19 protein-coding genes are annotated in these 20,297 nt (G+C 66.5%); 12 read left to right on the top strand and 7 right to left on the bottom strand.

The window, feature by feature from the left end:
- Window positions 1-12 precede the first annotated feature (12 nt).
- Entirely contained in the window at window positions 13-933 is a 921-nt protein-coding gene (panE, locus tag JCM7686_RS18525) for a 2-dehydropantoate 2-reductase (RefSeq protein ID WP_020952249.1), read from the bottom strand.
- A 203-nt stretch (window positions 934-1,136) separates the two neighbouring features.
- Window positions 1,137-1,898 carry a GntR family transcriptional regulator gene (locus tag JCM7686_RS18530; RefSeq protein ID WP_084621223.1) on the bottom strand — a complete coding sequence of 254 codons (762 nt, stop codon included), beginning with the start codon at window positions 1,896-1,898 and terminating at the stop codon, window positions 1,137-1,139.
- A gap of 121 nt (window positions 1,899-2,019) precedes the next feature.
- Between JCM7686_RS18530 and JCM7686_RS18535 the strand changes: the two genes are divergently transcribed.
- From JCM7686_RS18535 to JCM7686_RS18560, 6 genes are all read left to right on the top strand, one after another.
- Complete coding sequence (locus tag JCM7686_RS18535) at window positions 2,020-3,318, top strand: M20 family metallopeptidase (protein ID WP_041528137.1); 1,299 nt, start codon at window positions 2,020-2,022, stop codon at window positions 3,316-3,318.
- A gap of 29 nt (window positions 3,319-3,347) precedes the next feature.
- Complete coding sequence (locus tag JCM7686_RS18540; RefSeq protein WP_020952252.1) at window positions 3,348-4,907, top strand: ABC transporter substrate-binding protein; 1,560 nt, start codon at window positions 3,348-3,350, stop codon at window positions 4,905-4,907.
- Window positions 4,908-5,059: 152 nt separating this feature from the next.
- A complete protein-coding gene (locus tag JCM7686_RS18545; RefSeq protein WP_020952253.1) occupies window positions 5,060-6,007 on the top strand; it encodes an ABC transporter permease in 948 nt (315 codons plus the stop codon).
- Window positions 6,000-6,824 (top strand): ABC transporter permease, encoded by an 825-nt coding sequence (locus JCM7686_RS18550; protein WP_020952254.1) that lies wholly within the window; start codon window positions 6,000-6,002, stop codon window positions 6,822-6,824. The genes JCM7686_RS18545 and JCM7686_RS18550 overlap by 8 nt, the downstream gene beginning before the upstream one ends.
- A gap of 9 nt (window positions 6,825-6,833) precedes the next feature.
- Complete coding sequence (locus JCM7686_RS18555; RefSeq protein WP_020952255.1) at window positions 6,834-8,480, top strand: dipeptide ABC transporter ATP-binding protein; 1,647 nt, start codon at window positions 6,834-6,836, stop codon at window positions 8,478-8,480.
- Window positions 8,481-8,547: 67 nt separating this feature from the next.
- Window positions 8,548-9,786 carry a M20 family metallopeptidase gene (locus JCM7686_RS18560; RefSeq protein ID WP_020952256.1) on the top strand — a complete coding sequence of 413 codons (1,239 nt, stop codon included), beginning with the start codon at window positions 8,548-8,550 and terminating at the stop codon, window positions 9,784-9,786.
- 50 nt (window positions 9,787-9,836) lie between these two features.
- Here the strand turns inward: JCM7686_RS18560 and cuyB are convergent, their stop codons facing one another.
- Both cuyB and cuyA read right to left on the bottom strand, forming a co-directional pair.
- Complete coding sequence (cuyB, locus tag JCM7686_RS18565; protein WP_020952257.1) at window positions 9,837-10,550, bottom strand: cysteate racemase; 714 nt, start codon at window positions 10,548-10,550, stop codon at window positions 9,837-9,839.
- Window positions 10,547-11,548: a D-cysteate sulfo-lyase gene (gene cuyA, locus JCM7686_RS18570; protein ID WP_020952258.1), complete on the bottom strand. Its 1,002-nt coding sequence runs from the start codon at window positions 11,546-11,548 to the stop codon at window positions 10,547-10,549. The genes cuyB and cuyA overlap by 4 nt, the downstream gene beginning before the upstream one ends.
- Before the next feature lie 106 nt (window positions 11,549-11,654).
- Between cuyA and JCM7686_RS18575 the strand changes: the two genes are divergently transcribed.
- Window positions 11,655-12,593, top strand: a complete 939-nt coding sequence (locus JCM7686_RS18575) for a LysR family transcriptional regulator (protein ID WP_020952259.1) — start codon at window positions 11,655-11,657, stop codon at window positions 12,591-12,593.
- 6 nt (window positions 12,594-12,599) lie between these two features.
- On the opposite strand, the gene JCM7686_RS18580 is transcribed toward JCM7686_RS18575, so the two are convergent.
- From JCM7686_RS18580 to JCM7686_RS18590, 3 genes are read right to left on the bottom strand one after another with little or no spacing between them, the layout of a single operon-like run.
- Window positions 12,600-14,339 (bottom strand): acetyl/propionyl/methylcrotonyl-CoA carboxylase subunit alpha, encoded by a 1,740-nt coding sequence (locus JCM7686_RS18580; RefSeq protein WP_020952260.1) that lies wholly within the window; start codon window positions 14,337-14,339, stop codon window positions 12,600-12,602.
- Between the two features lie 8 nt (window positions 14,340-14,347).
- Window positions 14,348-15,949, bottom strand: a complete 1,602-nt coding sequence (locus JCM7686_RS18585) for a 5-oxoprolinase subunit B/C family protein (protein WP_328286685.1) — start codon at window positions 15,947-15,949, stop codon at window positions 14,348-14,350.
- Window positions 15,946-16,722, bottom strand: coding sequence for a LamB/YcsF family protein (locus tag JCM7686_RS18590; protein ID WP_020952262.1), 777 nt, complete (start codon window positions 16,720-16,722; stop codon window positions 15,946-15,948). The genes JCM7686_RS18585 and JCM7686_RS18590 overlap by 4 nt, the downstream gene beginning before the upstream one ends.
- Window positions 16,723-16,845: 123 nt before the next feature.
- Here JCM7686_RS18590 and JCM7686_RS18595 point away from each other — a divergent pair, with 123 nt between their 5' ends.
- The 5 genes from JCM7686_RS18595 (at window position 16,846) to JCM7686_RS18615 (ending at window position 20,215) form a co-directional block, all read left to right on the top strand.
- Window positions 16,846-17,508: a GntR family transcriptional regulator gene (locus JCM7686_RS18595; protein ID WP_020952263.1), complete on the top strand. Its 663-nt coding sequence runs from the start codon at window positions 16,846-16,848 to the stop codon at window positions 17,506-17,508.
- 156 nt (window positions 17,509-17,664) lie between these two features.
- On the top strand, window positions 17,665-18,213 hold the full coding sequence (locus JCM7686_RS18600) for a TetR/AcrR family transcriptional regulator (protein WP_041528140.1): 549 nt from the start codon (window positions 17,665-17,667) through the stop codon (window positions 18,211-18,213).
- A gap of 366 nt (window positions 18,214-18,579) precedes the next feature.
- On the top strand, window positions 18,580-19,155 hold the full coding sequence (locus JCM7686_RS18605) for a hypothetical protein (protein ID WP_148292687.1): 576 nt from the start codon (window positions 18,580-18,582) through the stop codon (window positions 19,153-19,155).
- Between the two features lie 158 nt (window positions 19,156-19,313).
- Complete coding sequence (locus tag JCM7686_RS18610) at window positions 19,314-19,538, top strand: hypothetical protein (RefSeq protein WP_041528141.1); 225 nt, start codon at window positions 19,314-19,316, stop codon at window positions 19,536-19,538.
- Window positions 19,539-19,645: 107 nt separating this feature from the next.
- On the top strand, window positions 19,646-20,215 hold the full coding sequence (locus tag JCM7686_RS18615) for a TetR/AcrR family transcriptional regulator (RefSeq protein WP_020952267.1): 570 nt from the start codon (window positions 19,646-19,648) through the stop codon (window positions 20,213-20,215).
- Window positions 20,216-20,297 lie beyond the last annotated feature (82 nt).

Genomic DNA, 20,297 nt, shown 5'->3' on the forward strand with positions numbered 1-20,297 from the left:
CAAGAGAGGGCCTCAGCCCGGCTGACGTCCGGCATAGACCGCCAGATTGACATAGGCCGCCGTCAGCAAAGGCGCGGAAATCCCGTGCTTTTCGCCGCGCGCGACCAGATCGCCAAGGATCTCGACCGCCTCGACAGCGAGACCCGCCTCGAGGTCGCGAAACATCGAGGAGGTCAGTTTCGAGCCCGCTTCGGTCAGCTGCGCCTTCGCGGTCGCGACCGCCTTGGGGCTGGGGGCGACGCCCGCCGCCGAGATGATCGTCTGCGCCTCATCGACAATCGCCTCGACCACGCTTGCGCCACCGGGCACGGCGGCGATCTCGCCGATCGTGCCGCGCATCAGGCAGGTCGCCGCCGCGAGCGAAGACAGGAAGAACCATTTGCCCCACATTTCGCGCGCGATATCGGGCGAAAGCCGCGCCTCGAATCCCGCGCCTTGCAAGAAGGCGTCCAGCGCCTCGATCCGCGCGGTTTTCTCGCCCGAGAGCTCGCCGTAAACGAGGTCTTGAAACTTCGCGAGCTGGATGATCTCGCCATTCTCGCCAAGCGTGGTCGAGCAGCGGCAAAGCCCGCCGCCGACCGCCTGCGCGCCAAAGCGCTCGGTCAGCAGGTCGATATGGCGCATCCCGTTCAGCACCGGCAGGATGATTGTGTCCGGCCCGACGGCGGGGGCGATATCGTCAAGGCTCGCCTGCAAAGCATAGCCCTTGACCGTCAGCAGGATCGCATCATAGGGGCCGCGCAGATCCTCGGCCAAGGCAAGCTGCGGCACCAGATCGGCATCGCCATGCGGGCTGCGGATGCGCAGTCCGGTCTCGCGCAGCTGCGCCGCGCGGCGCGGGCGGACCAGAAAGGTCACATCGCGCCCGGCCTCGGCCAGACGGCCTCCGAAATAACCACCCGTCGAGCCGGCGCCGACAACCAGAAGTCTCATTGCTTTCGTCCTTTCCTCAGGCCCCGATCCTGCGGGGCGCGCGCCATATGCGGGCGCGGTTTGCGGGGCAGTTTCGCAAAGCTAACGCCGCCGGGCGAGAGCGCACAGTGTCGGAATTGACAAATCCCGCATCACTCCCGACACTTTTCGCCCCGCGTTTGACGGGAGCAATTGGGGCGCAGGCGGGACACCCCCCGGTCGCGCTACTGGATCTCGTTGATATAAACGTCGTTTTTCGTCGTCGCGCGGTGGTAGTTGATCAGGATCGGCTGGGCCATTTCGTCATAGGCGACCTCATTCAGCACCATGACGGCGGCGGGCGGCGTCAGATTCAGCAGCGCGCAATCTTCCTCGGTGGCCAGATCGGCCTCGAGCTGCTCGCGGATCGCCGAAATCTTCAGGCCATATTCGCTCCAAAGCAGCGGATAGATCCGCTCGGGCACGTTTTGCGGATCGGCCAGCAGGCCCGGCGCGAGCTCGCTCGAGAGGATGATGAGGTCATGCATCACCGGGCGATCCGCGACGAGCCGCAGCCGGTGCAGCACCTGAACGCCCGCGCCGGGGGCAAGGCCCAGCCGCTCGGCCTCGCTGTCGCTGGCGGGGCGATGCTCGACGCGCAAGGTGCGCGACGACGAGTTCTGGAAATCGCCCTCGCGCGAATGCAGGCGGAAATAATCGTAGAAAAACCGCAGCGAATGATGGGCGGTGCGGCCGGTGACCACGGTCCCGGTCTTGCGCCGCCGCGCCAGAATCCCGCCCGAGGTCAGATCGCCCAACGCCCGCCGGATCGTGCCGACCGAGACGCGGAACTCTTTCGCCAAAGCGATTTCCGCAGGCAGCACCGTGCCCGGCCCCCAGTCGCCGCGATCGATTCGGGTTCTGATCTCATTCGCGACCGTGCGGTAGATCGGATCGTAAGAGGTGGTTTCGGTAGAGATCGGACTGCTCCGGCTGTCGAAAGGAATTTTTGGTTTGGATCAAGAAGATCGTCGGTTGCCAGTTGACGTCAAGGCGAATCGTCGCTCTATTACTCTATAGTTTATATAAAAGAGCGTGAAGCTCGACCGGAACGCAGAGGAGGGCGGGATGGGGCAGCAGACTGCCATCGCACAGGCCAGTGCGATGATCGACATGGAGCTGGATCAGGCCGTGGCCGATCTCGGGCGCATGATCGCCTGCGACACCAGTTTTCCGCCGGGGCTGGGCTATGGCGATTTCGCGAGCCTCATGGAAGACCTGCTCGCCCCCCTGGGCGCTGCGACGCGCCGTGTGACCGTTCCCGAGGCGCTGTGGTTCGTGCCGCGCGGCCCGGCTCGGGGCGAGCGCATCAATCTGATCGCCGATCTGCCCGAGACCGATGGCCCGCTGCCGGTGTGCAGCCTTTATTTTCACGTCGATACCGTCTGCGCCGCCACCGGCTGGAGCCGCGATCCCTTCCGGCTGACCGAAGAGGCGGGCACGCTTTATGGCCTTGGCACGGCGGATATGAAGGGCGCGATTGCGGCGATGCTTCATGCTTTGCGCGTGGCGCAAAAGGCCGGGGTCCGGCTGGCCTATCGCCCGCAGCTTCTGCTTTGCACCGATGAGGAGGGCGGGCTTTATCCGGGCATCCGTTACCTCGCCGAAGAGGGGCTGATCGGCGGCCATCTGGTGAATTTCAACGGCACTGCCGGGCCGCGGATCTGGGGCGGCTGCTTTGGCAGTTTCAATCTTCAGGTCACGGTCACGGGCTTTGCCGCCCATGCCGGCAATTACATCGCCGACCGCCGCCGGCAGGGCATCAATGCGATCGAGGCGGCGCTGCCGATGATGCAGGCGGTGCAGGATCTGCGCCCGAGCGTCAGCGCGCGGGTCTCGGCCCTGCCGCCCCCGCCCGGCGCGCCGCCGCTGGCCGCTCAGATCGCGATCACCGTGGCCGAGGGCGGGACCTGCGGCGGGCAGGTGCCCGACCGCTTCACCTTCCTCGTCTCGCGCCGCTATGCCCCCGAGGAGGATTTCGCCGCCGCCCGCGCCGAGATCGAGAGCGCGATCCGCGCTGCCTGCCCGGACGGGGCGGGGCTCGATGTCGACCTGATCGGCCATCTTGTCCCGACCGCTGATCCGACCGGCCCGCATTATCCGCGCTGGATCCGCGCCGTGCAGGAAGGCTTCGGCGCCGCGCCCGAGGATTTCGTGAAATACGCCGCCGCGAGCGCCTCGGATTCGGGCTATGTCCAACGAGCGGGCGTCGCGCAAGAGATCATCCTGAGCGGGCTGATCCGGCCGAGCTCGAACGGCCATGGCGCGGAAGAGCACACCACCCGCGCCGATCTGGCGGCGCTGTCGCGCACCATCCTGCATTATCTCGCGGCCGATTTCGAACCCGAGCTGAACCCCGATTCCTGACACCTCAGACCATGACAAGGAGTAACGGTATGACCGTCAACCGCCGCGCTTTCCTAAGCTCGACCGCTGCCGCCCTCGCGCTGCTGGCGGCTTCGCCCAAATTTGCCCTTGCCCAAACCACGCCCGAACGCGGCGGCACCCTGCGGGTCGCTCTGGATCAGGCGATCAGCGTCATCCATCCGCTGCTGACGCGGGTGAACCCGGAATATCTGGCGACTGAGCTTTTGTATTCGAACCTCACCCGCCTGACGACGAAGATGGAGGTCGAGCCCGATCTTGCGACCGCTTGGCAGTCGAATGACGAGCTAACCGTCTGGACCTTTACCCTCCGCGAGGGGCTGAAGTTCCACGATGGCGCGCCCTGCACTTCGGAAGATGTGGTCGCGACCTTCGAGGCGATCCTGAACCCCGATGTCGCCTCGTCTGCGCGCAACAACGTCGGCCCGATCGAGAAGATCGAGGCGGTCGATCCGGTCACGCTGCGCTTTACCTTGACCGAGCCCTATGCCGACCTGCCCGCCGCTTTGGCCTTCAACAGCGCGCGCATCATCCCGGCGAGCGTCGCGCGCGGCGATCTCAACAGCCTGCGCAGCACGGCCAATGGCACCGGGCCCTTCAAGCTCGTGTCCTACGAGCCCGACCGGCTGATGGTGGTCGAGCGCAACCCCGATTTTTACGATCCCGCGCGGCCCTATCTCGACCGGATCGAGCTGCATGTCTTCCCCGATCTCGGCGCGCAAACCTCGTCGCTCTTGTCGGGCGATATTGATCTGGTCGCGACCATTGGCCCGAACCATTACATGCGTCTCGACGGCCAGCAGGGGGTCAATGTGCTGCGCGCGGCCTCGGGTCAGTTCTGCAATGTGAACTTCGGCACCGATCTGCCGCCCTTCAACGATGTGCGTCTGCGCAAGGCCTTGGCGCTGACCGTGGACCGCGAGGCCATGGTCGATTTCATGACCGAGGGCTTTGGCACCAAGGGCAATGACACGCCGATCAACGAATCTTATCCGTTCTTCGCCCCGGTCACCCAGCGCGAGCGCGACATCGAAGCCGCGAAGGCGCTTCTCGCCGAGGCGGGCTATCCCAATGGCATCGAGGTCGAGCTGATCGCCTCGGACCGTCCGGCGCTGCGCAGCCAGCTTGCGGTCGCGCTGAAGGATATGGCGAAAGAGGCCGGGATCACGATCAATGTCGTGACCATGCCCCATGCGACCTATCTCGATCAGGTCTGGACCAAGGGCTCGTTCTACGTCGGCTTCTACAATATGCAGCCGACGCCGGATGCGATCTTCAAGCTGTTGTTCACCTCGGATGCGGCCTGGAACGAGACACGCTGGAACAATCCGAAATTCGACGATCTGGTCAAACGCGCCCGCGCCACCACCGCGGTTGACGAGCGCACCAAGCTTTATACCGAGGCGCAAGCGCTGATGACCGAGGAAGTTCCCTCGATCATCCCGGCCTTCTTCGACGTGCTCGGCGCCAAGCGCGACTGGGTTGATGGCTATGAAATCCACCCGCGCGGCTCGGTCTATCGCCTTGACTTCGCTTGGCTGACCGCGGCCTCGCCGACGCGTAAGGGCTAAGCCCGGAAGGGCAGGCCCCACCGACGGGCCGCCCGGCCCTGGCTTTGGGGCCGCTCCGACCGACCGGCCCCGGCAGTCCCGGGCCGGTCCGATCCCGAAAAGGCCCGCCGTCCCCCGCGGCGTGCGGGCACCATCGATGACAGGAAGTCAACGTGTCAGCGAGTTACATCCTCAAGCGCATCGCGCTGGTGTTCTATACGCTTTTCGTTGTCTCGGTCCTCGTCTTCGGCATTACCCAGATCCTGCCTGCCGATGCGGCGGTGATGATGCTGGGCGAGAATGCCACGACCGAGGCCCTTGACGCGCTTCGCAACCAGATGGGTCTGAATGATCCGATCTGGCAGCAATATCTTCATTGGGCAGGCGGCGTCCTGCAGGGCGATTTCGGCCAGTCTTTGCGCACCGGCCAGCCGGTCGGGCCCGCGCTTTTCTCGGCGCTTGGCACCTCGCTGACGCTCGCGGTCTTTTCGCTCTGCTTCATGCTGGTGATCGCGGTGCCGATTGGCGTGATCGCGGCGGTGCGGCGCGGCAAGGCGGCCGATCTCGTGGTCGGGCTGATTTCCTATATCGGGGTCTCGCTGCCGGAGTTCGTCACCGCGACGCTCGCGGTCGCGCTGATCGCCGATTGGTGGGGCATCCTGCCGCCTGCGGGCTATATCCCGCTCTCCGAGGATTTCTGGGGCGGCTTGCAGCGGCTGGTGCTGCCGGTGCTGGTCGTCTCGGTGATGATGATCGCCCATGTCTCGCGCATGGTGCGCTCTGAATTGGTCGATGTGCTGCATTCCGATTACATCCGCGCCGCCCGGCTGAAGGGCCTGCGCCCGCGCCGCGTGCTTTTGCGCCACGGGCTGCGCAATGCGCTTTTGCCGACGATCACCATTGTCGCGCTGGATGTGGGCTATCTGCTGGGCGGCGTCATCGTCGTCGAAGAGATCTTCTCGATCCCCGGCATCGGCCGCGCGCTGATGACCGCGATTCAGGCCCGAGACCTGCCGGTCATTCAGGCCGGGGTGATGATCATGGCCGCGACCTATTCCATCGTCAATTTCGCCGCCGACCTGATGTATGCGTGGCTCGACAAGAGGATCCAGTATGATTGACTTTCTGCGCCGCCTCTTGCGCACGCCGCAGGGCCTTCTGGGCTGCCTGATCGTCGGGCTGATCCTGATCGCGGTTCTGGCAGGCCGCTGGCTCACGCCCTACGGCCCCGAGGACATGCAATCGCTCGCCCGCTACAAGCCGCCGTCGCTCGCTCATTGGCTGGGCACCGACCAATATGGCCGCGACATCCTGAGCCGTCTGCTTGAAGGCGCGCGCTCGACCGTGCTGATGGCGCTGCTGGCCACCGTGATCGGCACGCTTGGCGGCGCCATTCTCGGCACGGGCTCGGCCTATCTCGGCGGGCGCGCGGATGAGCTGATCATGCGCACGGTCGATGCGGTCATGGCGATCCCGTCGCTTCTGCTCGCGCTGCTCGTGGTGTCGCTGCTCGGCTCAAGCTCGCTCAATGCGCTGCTGGCCATTGCCATCGCCTTCATGCCCAGCATGGCGCGGATCGCGCGTGCGGTCGCACTGACGGTGCGCAAACAGGAATATGTCTCGGCCGCGATCGCGCGGGGCGAGGGCTCGGGCTATATCATCTTGCGCGAGATGCTGCCCAATGTGATCGCGCCGATCGTGGTCGAGATGACCATTCGCGTCTCTTTCGCGGTCATGCTGTTCGCGACGCTGTCCTTCCTTGGCCTTGGCGCGCAGCCGCCCGCGACCGATTGGGGGCTGATGGTCTCTGAGGCGCGCGATTTCCTGCATCGGTCCTATTGGATCCTGCTCTGGCCCAGTGCCGCCATCGCCTTGACCGCCATCGGCTTCAACCTGCTGGGCGACGGGCTGCGCGATGCGCTCAACCCCCGGACCTGAGGAATGACCATGACCGACACAACAGATCCCGTTCTGGATGTCCGCGACTATTCGCTGGCCTATCAGGTCGGCAAGCGCCGGATCGAGGTGCTCAAGGAGATCAATTTCAGCATCGCGCGCGGCGAGGTGCTGGGGCTGGTCGGCGAAAGCGGCTCGGGCAAATCCTCGATGGCCTCGGCGATCATGCGCGCGCTGGCGCAAAACGCGGTCGAGAATGCCGGGGCGATCCGCCTTGGCACGACCGATCTGCGCGCGCAAACCGAGGCCGCGATGTCGAGCATTCGCGGCCGGCGCATCTCGATGGTGTTTCAAGACCCCGCGACCTCGCTCAACCCGACCTTGCGACTGGGAGAGCAGCTGGCCGAAGTGCTGGTGCGCCATCAGGGCCTGAGCTGGTCGCAGGCCTGGACCGAGGGCACCGCGCGGCTTGCCCATGTCGGGCTCAAGACCCCCGCCCAGATGATGGAGCGGATGCCGCATGAGGTCTCGGGCGGGGAAAAGCAGCGCGTGGTCATCGCCACCGCTTTTGCCTGCAATCCCGAACTGATCATCTTCGACGAGCCCACCACCGCGCTCGACGTGATCACCGCGCGCCAGATCCTTGATCTCTTTGGCGAATTGCAGGCCGCGACCGGGGTCGCCTCGCTTTATATCTCGCATGATCTGGCGCTTCTGTCCCAGACGGCGGATCGCGTGGCAGTGCTGGAAAAAGGCACCATCGTCGAGGAGGGCGCGACCGCGGGCCTCTTCCGCAATCCCCAGCATCCCTATACCCGCGCGCTGATTGACGCTGTGCCCGATCCCGCGCATCGGCTGGTCCAGCCGCTGGCCCAGACCGAGGCGCAGCCGCTGGTCAAAGTGCGCGAGGTCTCGGTCAATTACGGGCGGCGCTCGCTCATCGACAAGGTCTTTGGCCGCGAGGGCAAGGGCGTCGTCGGCAACCGCGCGATCACGCTCGACATCCGCCCGGGCGAGGTTCTGGGCATCGTCGGCGAAAGCGGCTCGGGCAAATCGACGCTGGCGCGCGCGATGACCGGGCTCAACCGCTTCGAGGGGCTGATCGAATTCGACGGCCGCCCGGTCCGGGGGCTTGCCGATATGGACCGCGACTATCGCCGCGATGTCCAGATCATCTTCCAGCATCCCGATGCCTCGCTGAACCCGCGCCAGCGCATCTCGGAAATCCTCGGCCGCCCGATCCGGCTTTACGGCGGCACCGATGGCGGCGACGGCACGAGCGCGCGCGCGCGCATCACCCAGATGCTCGAACGCGTCCGCCTGCCTGCGAGCTATATCGATCGCTATCCCCATCAGCTTTCGGGCGGGGAAAAGCAGCGCATCGCGATTGCGCGGGCGTTTTTGTCGAACCCGCGTCTGGTCATCTGCGACGAGATCACCTCGGCGCTTGATGTCTCGGTGCAGGCTTCGGTGATCGAACTGTTGATGGAGCTGCAACGCCAAAGCGGCGCGGCTTACATCTTCATCACCCATGACATCAATCTGGTGCGCCAGATCGCCCATCGCATCGCGGTGATGTATCGCGGCGATCTGGTCGAGGTCGCGGAAACCGCGACGATCACCGATCCCGCCCGCGCCGATTACACCCGCGCGCTGTTGGGCGCGGTGACGGCCCCGGCCTCCACCCATCTGCGCTAAGGCGCGCCCCTTTCGCGGGGGCGCGGTCGCAAGGCCTTGCCCCCAAAGCAAATTGACGGAGAATAACATGGACCGCAAAGCACTTCTCGACAGTCTGGATGAGAAGGCCTGTCTCGATTTCGTCTCGATGATGGTCAAGCACAAGACCTATTCCGAGACCGAGGGCGAGACCGTTCTGGTCAAGCGCATGGTCGAGGAAATGGCCGCCATCGGGCTTGAGGCCGAGATCCGCCCCTTCGGCGACAAGGGCCGCAGCAATGGCGTCGGCACCTTCCGCGGCACTGGCGGCGGCAAAAGCCTGATGTTTAACGGCCATCTCGACACCAACCCCGCGACCGAGGGCTGGACCGTCGATCCCTGGGGCGGGCTCGTCGATGACCGCTTCATCTACGGCATCGGCGTCTCGAATATGAAATCCTCGGATGCCGCCTATTTCTGCGCGGTGCGCGCGCTGAAAGCCGCCGGGGTCAAGCTCAAGGGCGATGTCATCCTGACCTATGTCGTCGGCGAATTGCAGGGCGGCGTCGGCACCGAGGCGCTGTTGCGCGAGGGCCTGCGCGCCGATTATTTCGTCAATTGCGAGCCCTCGGATCTGGTCGCGGTGACCATGCATGCGGCGGCGCTGAAGTTCCAGATCGAGCTCACCGGCGACACCCGACATCTCTCGAAGCGCGAAGAGGCGGTCGATGCTTTGGCGGCGGGCTGCGATCTGGTGCCGCGCCTGAATGCCATGACCTTCAAAGGCGCGCTCTCGCCCGAACATGCCTCGGTCAACCGCTGCCATGTTGGCGTCTTCAAAGGCGCGCTTGGCCGCGATCTCGAAGAATGGCGCCCGCCGCAGGTTGCCGATTTCTGCGTGCTGAAGGGCTCGGCCCGCTATGCGCCCGGCCAGAGCCGCGAGGGCGTGCTCGCCGATATGGAAGAAGAGCTCGCCGCGCTGCGTGACCGCTTCCCGGGGCTGCGCACCAAGCTCATCTCGATGGATACGATGGAGGAAAAGGGCCTCTCCTTGATGCCGCCCTATGAGGTCAACCGCGACAGCGCCATCGTCGCCGCGATCAACGCGGCCTATCTCGAGGTGCGCGGCGAGGCTCAGCCCACGGGCGCGATCACCCCCACGCGCTTTTATGGCTCGGATGCCGGCCATCTCTACGAGCTTGGCGGGATGGAGGGCATCGTCTGCGGCTGCGGCGGGCGCTATAACACCATGCCCGACGAGCGCGTCGATATCGTCGATTACATCGATATGATCAAAGTCTATATGCTGACGATCCTCAACATCTGCGGCGTCGAAGAAGCGGCGTAACCCTCGCCCTTCGCGTAGGGCGCGGAGCTTTGGCTCCGCACCTCGCACGTTCAACCCTTTGAAAACGCGACAATCCCCTCGGTGAGACAGTCGAGCGTGTCGAAGCTGGTCACGCCCACAGCCACCGCTTCGGGGATCAGCGACAGCTCGGTGCAGGCGAGCATCTGGACGGTGACGCCCTGTGCCGCGAGATCAGCCGAGGCGCGCCTCAGCTCGTCCCGCGCCGCGTCCCCCGCACCCGCCGCCTTGATCTGGCGAATGGCGTCGAGCACCGGCGCATCGTCGCGCGGATAGGCCGCGACGCGCCCGCGCGCCGCCAGAGCCCGGTCATAAAGCCCGACCTGACGCACGGCGGGCGAGGCAAGAATACCGATCCGCCCGCCCTGCGGCGTCAGCTCGATCGCGCGATCGGCCGCGCGCGCCACCATGTCGATGAAGGGCAGGCGGCAGGCGGCAGCGATCTCGGGCAGATAGTGATGGGCGGTGTTGCACGGCATGGCCAGAGCCTCGGCCCCCGCCGCCTGCAAATCCCGCGCCATCGCCGCGAGAACCGGGCCGGGATCCTCGCCCCGCCCGTCCCCTTGGCCCTCGATCAGCCGCGCGATGCGCGAGGGCACTTGCGGATTTTGATGCACGATCAACGGGATGTGATCCCCTTCCGCCCCGCCCCGCACCGCCGCCAGCACCTTCTGCATGAGCAGGATGGTCGCCTCTGGCCCCATCCCGCCCAAGATGCCGACGCGCTTTTTCGCGCCCATACTCATGCGCGCCCGGCCAGCAGCACGTCGTCATAGCCAAACAGAGCCGCCGAGCCGCCGGTGTGCAGGAAGACAACGCGCTGGCCCTTGAACTGCCCTTTGCGGCACAGATCAATCAGCCCCGCCGCGCCCTTGGCCGAATAGACCGGGTCGAGCAAAATCCCCTCGAGCTCAGCAAACATGCGGATCGCCTCCAGCGTATCCTCGCGCGGAATGCCGTAACCTGCGCCGACATAGTCGCTGTTGGCAAGCACATCCTCGCGCGCCACGACACCCGCGCAGCCAAGCTTCTCGGCGGTCTTTTGGGCGAGCGCGAAGACGTTTTCTTCCTGCTTCTCGCGCGGCGCACGCACGCCAATCCCCAACAGCGGGATGCGCGCGTTGATCGCCTTGAGCCCGGTGATCAGCCCCGCCTGCGTGCCCGCGCTGCCGGTCGCGGTCACGATCTGGTCGATGACGAGCCCCCGGTCATTGGCCTGCGAGACCAGCTCGAAGGCGCAATTGACATAGCCAAGCGCGCCGGTCGCATTCGAGCCGCCGCCCGGAATGACATAGACCTTGCGCCCGGCTGCGCGAAACTGGGCCGCGACCGCCTCCATTTCAGCGGCCATATCAGCGCCACCGGGGCGGGTTTCGGTGGTTGCACCATGCAGATGATCGAGCAGCACATTCCCGTTCTGGCGATAATTCGCCTTGTTCGAGCCGGTGCGATCCTCCAGCAGAAGATGGCAGCCCATGCCAAGTTTCGCGGCAAAAGCAGCGGTTTGGCGGGCATGGTTCGACTGGGTCGCGCCTTGGGTGATGACCAGATCCGCGCCCTCGGCCTGTGCCTCGGCCATCAGGAACTCGAGCTTGCGGGTCTTGTTGCCGCCGGTCGACAGCCCGGTGCAATCGTCGCGCTTGATCCAGATCTCGACGCCCAATTCATGGGACAGGCGGTCAAGCTTTTCCAGAGGGGTCGGCAGATGGGCGAGAAAGACGCGGGGGAAGCGGGACAGATGCATGGCGAACCTTTCAAACTTGCATATCCCGACTTATGCAGGGGAGAATTTGCCGCTTCAAATGCGAATGCGGCAAGGTATATTGCACAGATTACATATTGAGGATGCCATGCGTCTGGAATGGATCGAGGATATTCTGGCGGTCGCCGATGCCGGTTCGCTTGGCGATGCCGCCGCGCGCCGCCATCTCACCCAATCGGCCTTTTCGCGCCGGTTGCGCATGATCGAAGAGCAGATCGGGGTCGAGCTTTTTGACCGCGCCCGCAAGCCCCTGCAGCTTCACGCCCCCGTCGCCAATGAGATCGCGCGGATGCGCCATCTCGCGCAATCCTTGCGCGAACTCGGCGCGGATCTGCGGCTCGGCGATGCCTCGGCGGGGCGGGTTTTGCTGATCAGCCAGCACGCGCTGGCGGCGGCGCTTCTGCCCGGAATGCTTGACGGGTTGCGGGCGCAGAATGGGCGGGTCTTCGTGCATCTGCGCTCGGAAAACATGCAGGAGTGCTACAACCAACTGCTGGCGCGGCGGGTCGATATCGCGGTGGTCTATGGGCTCGCCGAGATTGCGAGCCCGGTCTATGACCGGCTGATCGAGACGCAAGTGATCGGTCAGGACCGGCTGATCCCGGTCGCGGCGCCCCGGCTCGCGGCGGATCTCGGGCTTGGCGCACCTGAGGAGGCACCCACCACACCCGTACCGGGCGAGTTTGCTCCCGATCTGCCCTATATCGCCTATCCGCCCGAGGTCTTTCTCGGCCAGATCATGGAGCGTTTCCTGCTGCCCGAGGTGATGAGCCGGGGCGCGGCAAAGCCGCAGGCCGAGACCGCGCTGACGCTCGCCGCGCTGGAAATGGCGCGTCAGGGCATTGGCGTCGCTTGGGTGCCGCAATCTCTGGCCGCGCAGGCTGTGGCCGAGGGCAGCCTCAGCGATCTCTCTGCCCATCTGCCCGCACAGCCGCTGGATGTGCTGGCTTTGCGCCTCGATCGCGCGATGACCGGGGTGCGGGCCGAGGTCTGGGATTGGATCACGGCACCGAAGCCGCCGCGCTAAAGCCCGTCAGAGAATCCGGCCAAGCACAGCGCCGGGCTCGACCGTCGCCCCGGCTGCGGTCAGGGGCTGCAGCTTGCCCGCGCGCGGCGCCGCGATCGGGGTCTCCATCTTCATCGCCTCAAGCACCGCGACCGCCTGACCCTCGGCGACCTCCTCTCCTTTCGCGACCAGCCATTTGCCCAAAAGCCCGGCGAGCGGCGCGCGGATCGCGCCCTCATCCTCCACTGCCTCGGGCGTAGGCGCCGCCACGGTCAGAGGCCCCGCGACCGCGCCAAGATGAGCGGCAAGCCGGGCGAGAAGTGCGGGGCCGAGGCCGATGTCATGGCGCTTGCCGTCGATCTCGACCGGGCCGCGCAGCAGGGTAGGCTCTGATGGGGCGACGCGCAGCGCGGCCTCCAGCGGCTCGGCGAAATCGGTCTCGATCCAGCGGGTATGAACGGCGAAATGTGCGGAATCGGTGAAATCGCGCGCCTGAACGACGGCGCGGTGGAAGGGCAGGACGCTCGCCGGGCCCTCGATCTCGAATTCGGCCAAAGCGCGGCTGGCGCGGGCCAAAGCGATCTCGCGGGTCGGGCCGGTCACGATCAGCTTGCCCATCAGCGAATCGAAGTTGGGCGGCACGAGCGAGCCGGTCTCGACCCCGCTATCAACCCGCACCCCGGGCCCCGAGGGCGCGCGCCAGCCGGTGATGCGCCCCGGCGTCGGCAAAAAGCCTCGGCCCGGATCCTCGGCATTGATGCGGAACTCGATGGCATGGCCGCGCGGCGCGGGGGCCTCGGTTATCGAGAGCGGCAGGCCTTGGGCGATGCGGAACTGCTCGGCGACCAGATCGACGCCGTAAATCTCTTCGGTCACCGGATGCTCGACCTGCAGCCGGGTATTGACCTCGAGGAAGGAAATCAGCCCGTCCCCGCCCAGCAAAAACTCGACCGTGCCCGCCCCGGTATAGCCCGCCGCCCGGCAGATCGCGGCGGCGGCGGTGGTGATGCGGTCGCGCTGATCGTCGCTCAGGAAAGGCGCGGGGGCCTCTTCGACGAGCTTCTGGTTGCGCCGCTGGAGCGAGCAATCGCGCGTGCCAAGGACGACAACATGGCCGTGTTGATCGGCAATCACCTGCGCCTCGACATGGCGCGGGCGGTCGAGGAAGCGTTCGGCGTAACAGGCGCCATTGCCGAAAGCGGCCTCGGCCTCGCGGCGGGCGGCGTCGTAAAGTTCAGCGATTTCATCAAGATGGCGCGCGACGCGCAGGCCGCGCCCGCCGCCGCCAAAGGCCGCCTTGATCGCGACCGGCAGGCCATGGGTGCGCGCGAAAGCCTCGATCTCGGCGGCGTCCTTGACCGGACCATCGGTGCCCGGCACCAGAGGCGCGCCGACCTCGCGCGCAATGGCGCGGGCCGCGACCTTGTCGCCGAGGCGCGCAATGACCTCGGGCGCGGGGCCGATCCAGATCAGCCCGGCGGCCAGCACGGCCTCGGCGAATTCGGCGCGCTCGGAGAGAAAACCATAGCCCGGATGAACCGCATCCGCGCCCGCGCGGCGCGCGATTTCGAGCAGGGCCGGGATGTTCAGATAGGTCTCGGCGGGGCGGTTGCCGGGCAGAGCATAGGCCTCATCGGCGGCGCGCACGAAAGGCGCATCGGCATCGGCGTCAGCATAGACCGCGACCGCCGCAATCCCACTGTCGCGACAGGCGCGGATGATGCGCAATGCGATCTCGCCCCGGTTGGCAATCAGGATCTTTTTCATCGTCGCGGTCATGGCTGGGCTCCGTCGGTCTGGGGGCTGATCTCGGCAAAGGGGGCGGTCGCGCGAAAACGCAGCCGCGCGCCCGGCGGGATCTGGGCAAGGAGGTCAAGGTGGTGCGCGGCCACGACCGCAATCACCGGATAGCCGCCGGTCATCGGATGATCGGCGAGAAAGAGCACGGGCAGGCCCGAATGGGGCAGCTGGATCGCGCCGGTGATGCAACCCTCCGACGCGAGCTCGCGCTGATCGGTGCGGGCAAGCGGCATGCCGTCCAGCCGAATGCCGACGCGGCTCGATTGCGGCGTCACGCGCCAGTCTTGCGAGGTCAGCGCGGCCAGAGCCTCGGGCGTGATCCAGTCGCTGCGCGGCCCGAGGATGATGTCGAGCGTGACGGTATCGCCCGCACGAGGCAGCTCGGGCGGGCTCTCGGGCGGCAGAACCGCGCCCGCGCTCGCGCCTTGAAGCGCGACCCGCGCCCCCGCGCCAAGCGGTAGCGGCCCGAGCTCGGACAAGGTATCGCGCGCGGCACTGCCCAGCACCGGGGCCACGGCAAAGCCGCCGCGCGCGCCAAGATAGCTGTGCAGGCCCGCGCTTGGCGCGCCGATCTCGACCCGGTCGCCGGGGTTGAGCGCCACCGGCTCGTGCGAGGCGAAATCAAGCGCGCCATTGATGCGGATCGCGCAGGGCGCGCCGGTCACCGCAATCACCGCCGCCGAATTCGTCTCGAAAGCGAAACCGCCGCCGGTCAATTCAAGTGCCGCCGTGCCCGCCGCATTGCCGAGCAAGCGGTTGAGCTGGCGCAGCGCGCCCTGATCGAGCGCGCCCGAACGCGGCACGCCCTGCTCGGCCATGCCCTCGCGGCCCCGATCCTGATAAAGCGCGGCGAGCGGGGCGGCGCGGATCAGGAAGGCGTCGGAGGACGGGGGTGAGACCTGAGCGGCGGGCTGTGCCGGCACAGGCGCCACGCCCGGTGAACGCGCCTCTTGCGCGCAAAACCGCACCCGGTCTCCGGGGTGCAGGAGCGCGGGCGGGTCGCGGCTCTCGTCCCACATCGCTTGCGCGGTGCGGCCAAGCAGCTGCCAGCCGCCGGGGCTCGCCTTGGGATAGATCCCCGAAAAGCGCCCGGCCAAAGCGACCGAGCCCGCCGGGATCGCGGTGCGCGGCGAGGCGCGGCGCGGCACCTCCAAGGCGGGATCGCCGCCGGTGAGATAAGAAAAGCCCGGCGCGAAGCCGTTGAAGGCGACAGTCCACAGGCTCTCGCCATGGCGGCGGATGACCTCGGCGGTCGTAAGCCCGGTCAGGCGCGCGACCTCGGCCAGATCCTCGCCATCATAGATCACCGCGATCTCGTGGATCCGGCCTGCGGGGGGGCTGTTCGGTGCGCCGGGCGCGCGCCCACCAGGGGCGAGGCTTTGGATCGCGGCGGCGAGCCGGGCGGGCGTGGTCAGGCCGGGGTCGAATTCGAGCAGTATCGTGCGCGCGGCGGGCATCTGCGCGCGCAGGCCCAGAGGCGGGGCCGCGCGCAGGGCCGCGTCAAGCGCGAGCGTGTCTTCCAGATCGTCAAGCTCGACCAGCAGCGCCGCCGAGCCGCAGGGCAGAAAGCGCATCATCGCGCGGGTGCCGAGGTGACGCCACCGGTCACGGGCGCCAGCGGCTCGCCCTCGGCCAGAAAGAGCGCGCGGATCCGCGCGGCCATCTCGACGGCGGCGGGGCTGTCGCCGTGCACGCAGATCGATTGCGCCTCGACCTTGACCAAGGTGCCGTCAACCGCCTCGATCACGCCCTCACGCGCGAGCCGCAGCATCCGCGCGGCGACCAGATCCGGGTCATGGAGCACCGCGCCGGGCAGGCGGCGCGGCAGAAGCTGGCCATCGGGCTGATAGCCGCGATCGGCGAAGGCCTCGCAAATGACCGCGAGCCCCGCCGCGCGGGCCTGCGCGACCAAGGGCGATCCGGCCAGCGCCATCAGCGCGAGCCGCGGGCGATGGGCGAGGAGGGCGGCAATCACCGCCTCGGCCTGCGCGCCGCCCTGCGCGATGACATTGTAAAGCGCGCCATGGGGTTTGACGTAAGTGACCCGCGTGCCCGCGACCTGCGCGAGCGCCTCGAGCGCGCCGATCTGATAGATCACGGCGGCGGTCAGATCCTCGCGCTCCATCTCGATGACGCGGCGACCAAAGCCCACCAGATCGGGATAGCCGACATGGGCGCCGACCGCCACGCCCTCGGCCGCCGCCCATCGCAGGGTCCGCAAAAGCCCCGCCGGATCGCCCGCGTGAAAGCCGCAGGCGATATTCGCCGAGGTCACGATCTTGAGCATCGCGGCATCATCGCCCATCTGCCAGGCGCCGAAGGCCTCGCCCATATCGCTGTTCAGATCCATCCCGGCTCCCCCCGTCAGAGACCGCGCATCCAAGGCGGCGCGGCATTGGCTTTGCTTGGACTTGCCAAGATTGTTCAACAATGTAAATAAGAATGTTGAGCACTCTCTTCGGAAAATCCCGCCATGTCGCCCGCCAATCCTACCGCCAGCCTGTCCGAGCAATTGGCCGACCAGATCCGCGCGCGTCTGGCCGAGGGCCGCCTGCGCCCCGGTCAGCGCCTGTCCGAAGTGGCGCTCGCCGCCGAGCTTGGCGCCTCGCGCAACAGCCTGCGCGAGGCCTTTCGCCTGCTCTGCCGCGAGGGCCTGTTGACCCATGCCGCCAATCGCGGGGTCTCGGTTTCGGTGCTGAGCGAGGGGCAGATCATCGACATCTACCGCGTGCGGCGGCTGATCGAGGGCGAGGCTTTGCGCCAAAGCTGGCCCGATCATCCCGCGGTCGCCACGATGGCCGCGGCGGTGGCCGAAGCGACGGCCTGCGCGGCGGCAAACGATTGGCCCGGTGTCGCGGCGGCGAACCTCGCCTTTCACGCGGCGATCGTCGATTGCGCCGACAGCCCGCGCCTGAGCGCGCTGCACCACCGCCTGAGCGCCGAGTTGGGGCTCGCCTTTGCCCGCCTGCCCAATCCGCAATCCATGCATCTGCCCTATATCGCGCAAAACCGCGAGATTCTGGCGCTGGTCGAGGCCAATGACAGCGCGGCCGCCGCTGAAAAGCTCGCGCAATATCTGCGCCAATCGGAACGCGCGGTGCTGGCAGCCCATGTGACGAGCGGTGCGGAGGCCTAAGGGCTGAGACCTCACGGTCAAGCTCTGATTGCGCCAGTTTCTCTGCGCCAAGATGCTTGTGCTCGCGCGCGCGAATATGTTCATAGAAGGAAACAGGCCATTCCGCGCCGGCCCCTCTGGGCCAGCCTGGCCCCCCAGATCGAGTTGACGCCCGCCATGATCAGACCCACGAAAGCCCAAATCGACGCGGCGATCATCGACCGGGCGGCGGGGCTTTTTGCCCGTCACGGCTTCACCCATACCTCGATCCAGCAGATCGCCGATGCGGTCGGCTATTCCAAGGCCGGGCTTTTGCACCATTTCCCGAGCAAACAGGCGATTTATGACGCGGTGCTCGACACGCTGCTCGCGCATACCCAAGAGGTGTCGGCCCGGGTGAGTGCGCTGCCGCCGGGGCGCGAACGCGATCTTGCGGTGATCGAAGCCGCCACCGATTTCAATTTCGAGCAACCGGGCATCGGCGCTTTGGGCAACTCCATCGCCGCCAGCACCCAGCCCGACAATGAGCGGCTGAAGGCGATTGGCACGCATATCTATGCCTCGCTCGCCGTCGATCTGAGCGCGCCCGACCCCGAACGCCTGATCCGCATCTCGGTCGCTTTGGCCGGGGTCGGCATTGCCAGCTCGATGGATATCCCGATCGAGCTCAAACGCGCCTGGCGGCCTTTCATGATCGCGAGCGCGATGGGCGCGCTCGGCTACTGAGCCGAAAATCCAAGGCTATAGCCCGACAAACCCAGCCGAATGCGCGCGTTGTCCCCGCAGGAGACCCTGCGCGGATGGGCTCGCTTTGGCGCTAAAGGGCCGTGGATTTCCTAGATTCTAAGCGAGATATCTAGCGCAGAATATTGATATATAATCGCTATGCATAAGGTGAATGATCGCCTCTGATAGCGCATGGCTCCTGTGGTCCGCGATGTGGTTTGGCTCAAAACAGGGTACAAACCGAATCGGTTGACACCAGACCATATCGGTCTATGACGAGCCCTGCCGCCCGTCAGGCCGATGCTGCACGACATGACAGCACAGGCTCTGGCGGGCGGTCCCGCAGCTCACACAGGAACAGATATTGTGGTCACCTCCCTTGGCTTTACCCGCGCCGCCTCGGTCTTTTGCTCGGCCCTGACGCTGTCAGGTTGCGTCACCTCCGCTCAGGATTTGTCACTCGCCCCCGCCGTCCCGTCGTCGCGTCAGGGCGGAATGGCGCCGCTTGCGCCGCCCGTCAGGATGCAGCCGGGCCGGGTCGTCGCGAGCCCCGCGCCGATTGTCGCAGCTCCGGTTGCGCCGATCCGTGTCGCTCCCGCGCAGATCGCCCCCGTGCAGGTGACGCCGCTTGCCCCGATGCCGGGCGGCGTGAGCGCCATGCCGATGCCCGCGCCGATGCTGCTCGGTCCGGGGCCGGGCGGCCTTCAGGCGCCGCTGGCCCCCGCGAGCGGGCGCTATTTCATCCAAAGCGACGGCAGCATTGGCGGCCCGAAGAAATCGGGGCGCTATTATGTCCGCAACGGCTATATCTACGGCCCGAAAAACAGCGGCAAATATTACATTGCCGATGGCATCATCTACGGGCCGAAAAGCGCGGGCCAGTATTTCATCCGCGACGGGATCATCTATGGCCCGAAGGGCGACATGCCCTGGATGAAATGACGCAGCCCCTCACGCAGTCGTGCCCTCGGGGCGGGCTTTCGCCCGTTCCCACAGCGCCGCACTAAACGTACATTGATGTACGCTTAACGGCGCAACGGACTCACCCGCAAGACCAACCGCCCCGCGCGGGCCGGGCCAAAAACCGAAATGATGAGGCAATGGACATGATCAAAAACACCACCCTTCTGCTAGTGCTCGCGCTTGGCCTTGCCGCCTGTGGTCCGGGCCGCAACAGCCCGATGAACAGCGCCGCGGTGCGCACGGTCGGCGGCGCGGCCGTGGGCGCGCTCGTGGCCGACAAGACCGGCGGGTCGAAAACCAAAGGCGCGCTGATCGGCGCGGTGGCGGGCGGCGTCTCTTGCGTGAACGGCAGCTGCTACTAAGACTTTGAGGCCAACGCGGCCTGTCTTGCCCCCAAGGGCAAATTCGCGATGATGGACACCGCCCCCCAAGAACGGACAGGGCGGGCGGTGTCACCCCAAGGAGCGCCATGGCCAAAGAGCGTCCGCAGATGCGCGCCGATGGGGCGCAGAACCGCCAAGCCATTCTGGCCGCCGCCCGCGCGGTCTTTGCCGAGACCGGCACCGAGGCGCCGCTCGAGCTGATCGCCAACCGGGCGGGCGTGTCGCGTATGACGCTTTATCGCCATTTTCCCGACCGCTCCGAGCTGATCCTCGAAATTTTCGAGGCCAATATCGCTGAGTTCGAGACCTATGCGCAAAGCCATCTCGGTCAAGACGACGCGATTTTCGCGCTGCTTGAGCTGGTCGCTTTGGGGATGCACGAACACCGCGAGATGAGCCTCGCCGCCCATCTCAATCCGACCAGCCACCCGCGACTCTCCGTCATGAAGGCGCGGCTGGTCACGCTGCTTTTGCCCCATATGGCCGCCGCCGCACGCGCGGGGCTGATCGCCAGCACCGATCTGGCCAGCGATCTTGGGCTGATGCTCGATGCGATTGCCGGCGCGATGGCCTCTGTCCCCGAGCCCGAGCTTCATGCCCAGGCCGCGCGGCTGATCGCGCTGCTGCGCCATGGGCTTTCGGGCGGGGCAGGCTGAGCGGCGGGCCGCGCGCCCCAGACCTCAAGGCATAGACCGACTGCGGACGGCCCGCGCTCCGCTCTCTTTCCCCACATCCCAG

Source organism: Paracoccus aminophilus JCM 7686, assembly GCF_000444995.1.
Classification (GTDB): Bacteria; Pseudomonadota; Alphaproteobacteria; order Rhodobacterales; family Rhodobacteraceae; genus Paracoccus; species Paracoccus aminophilus.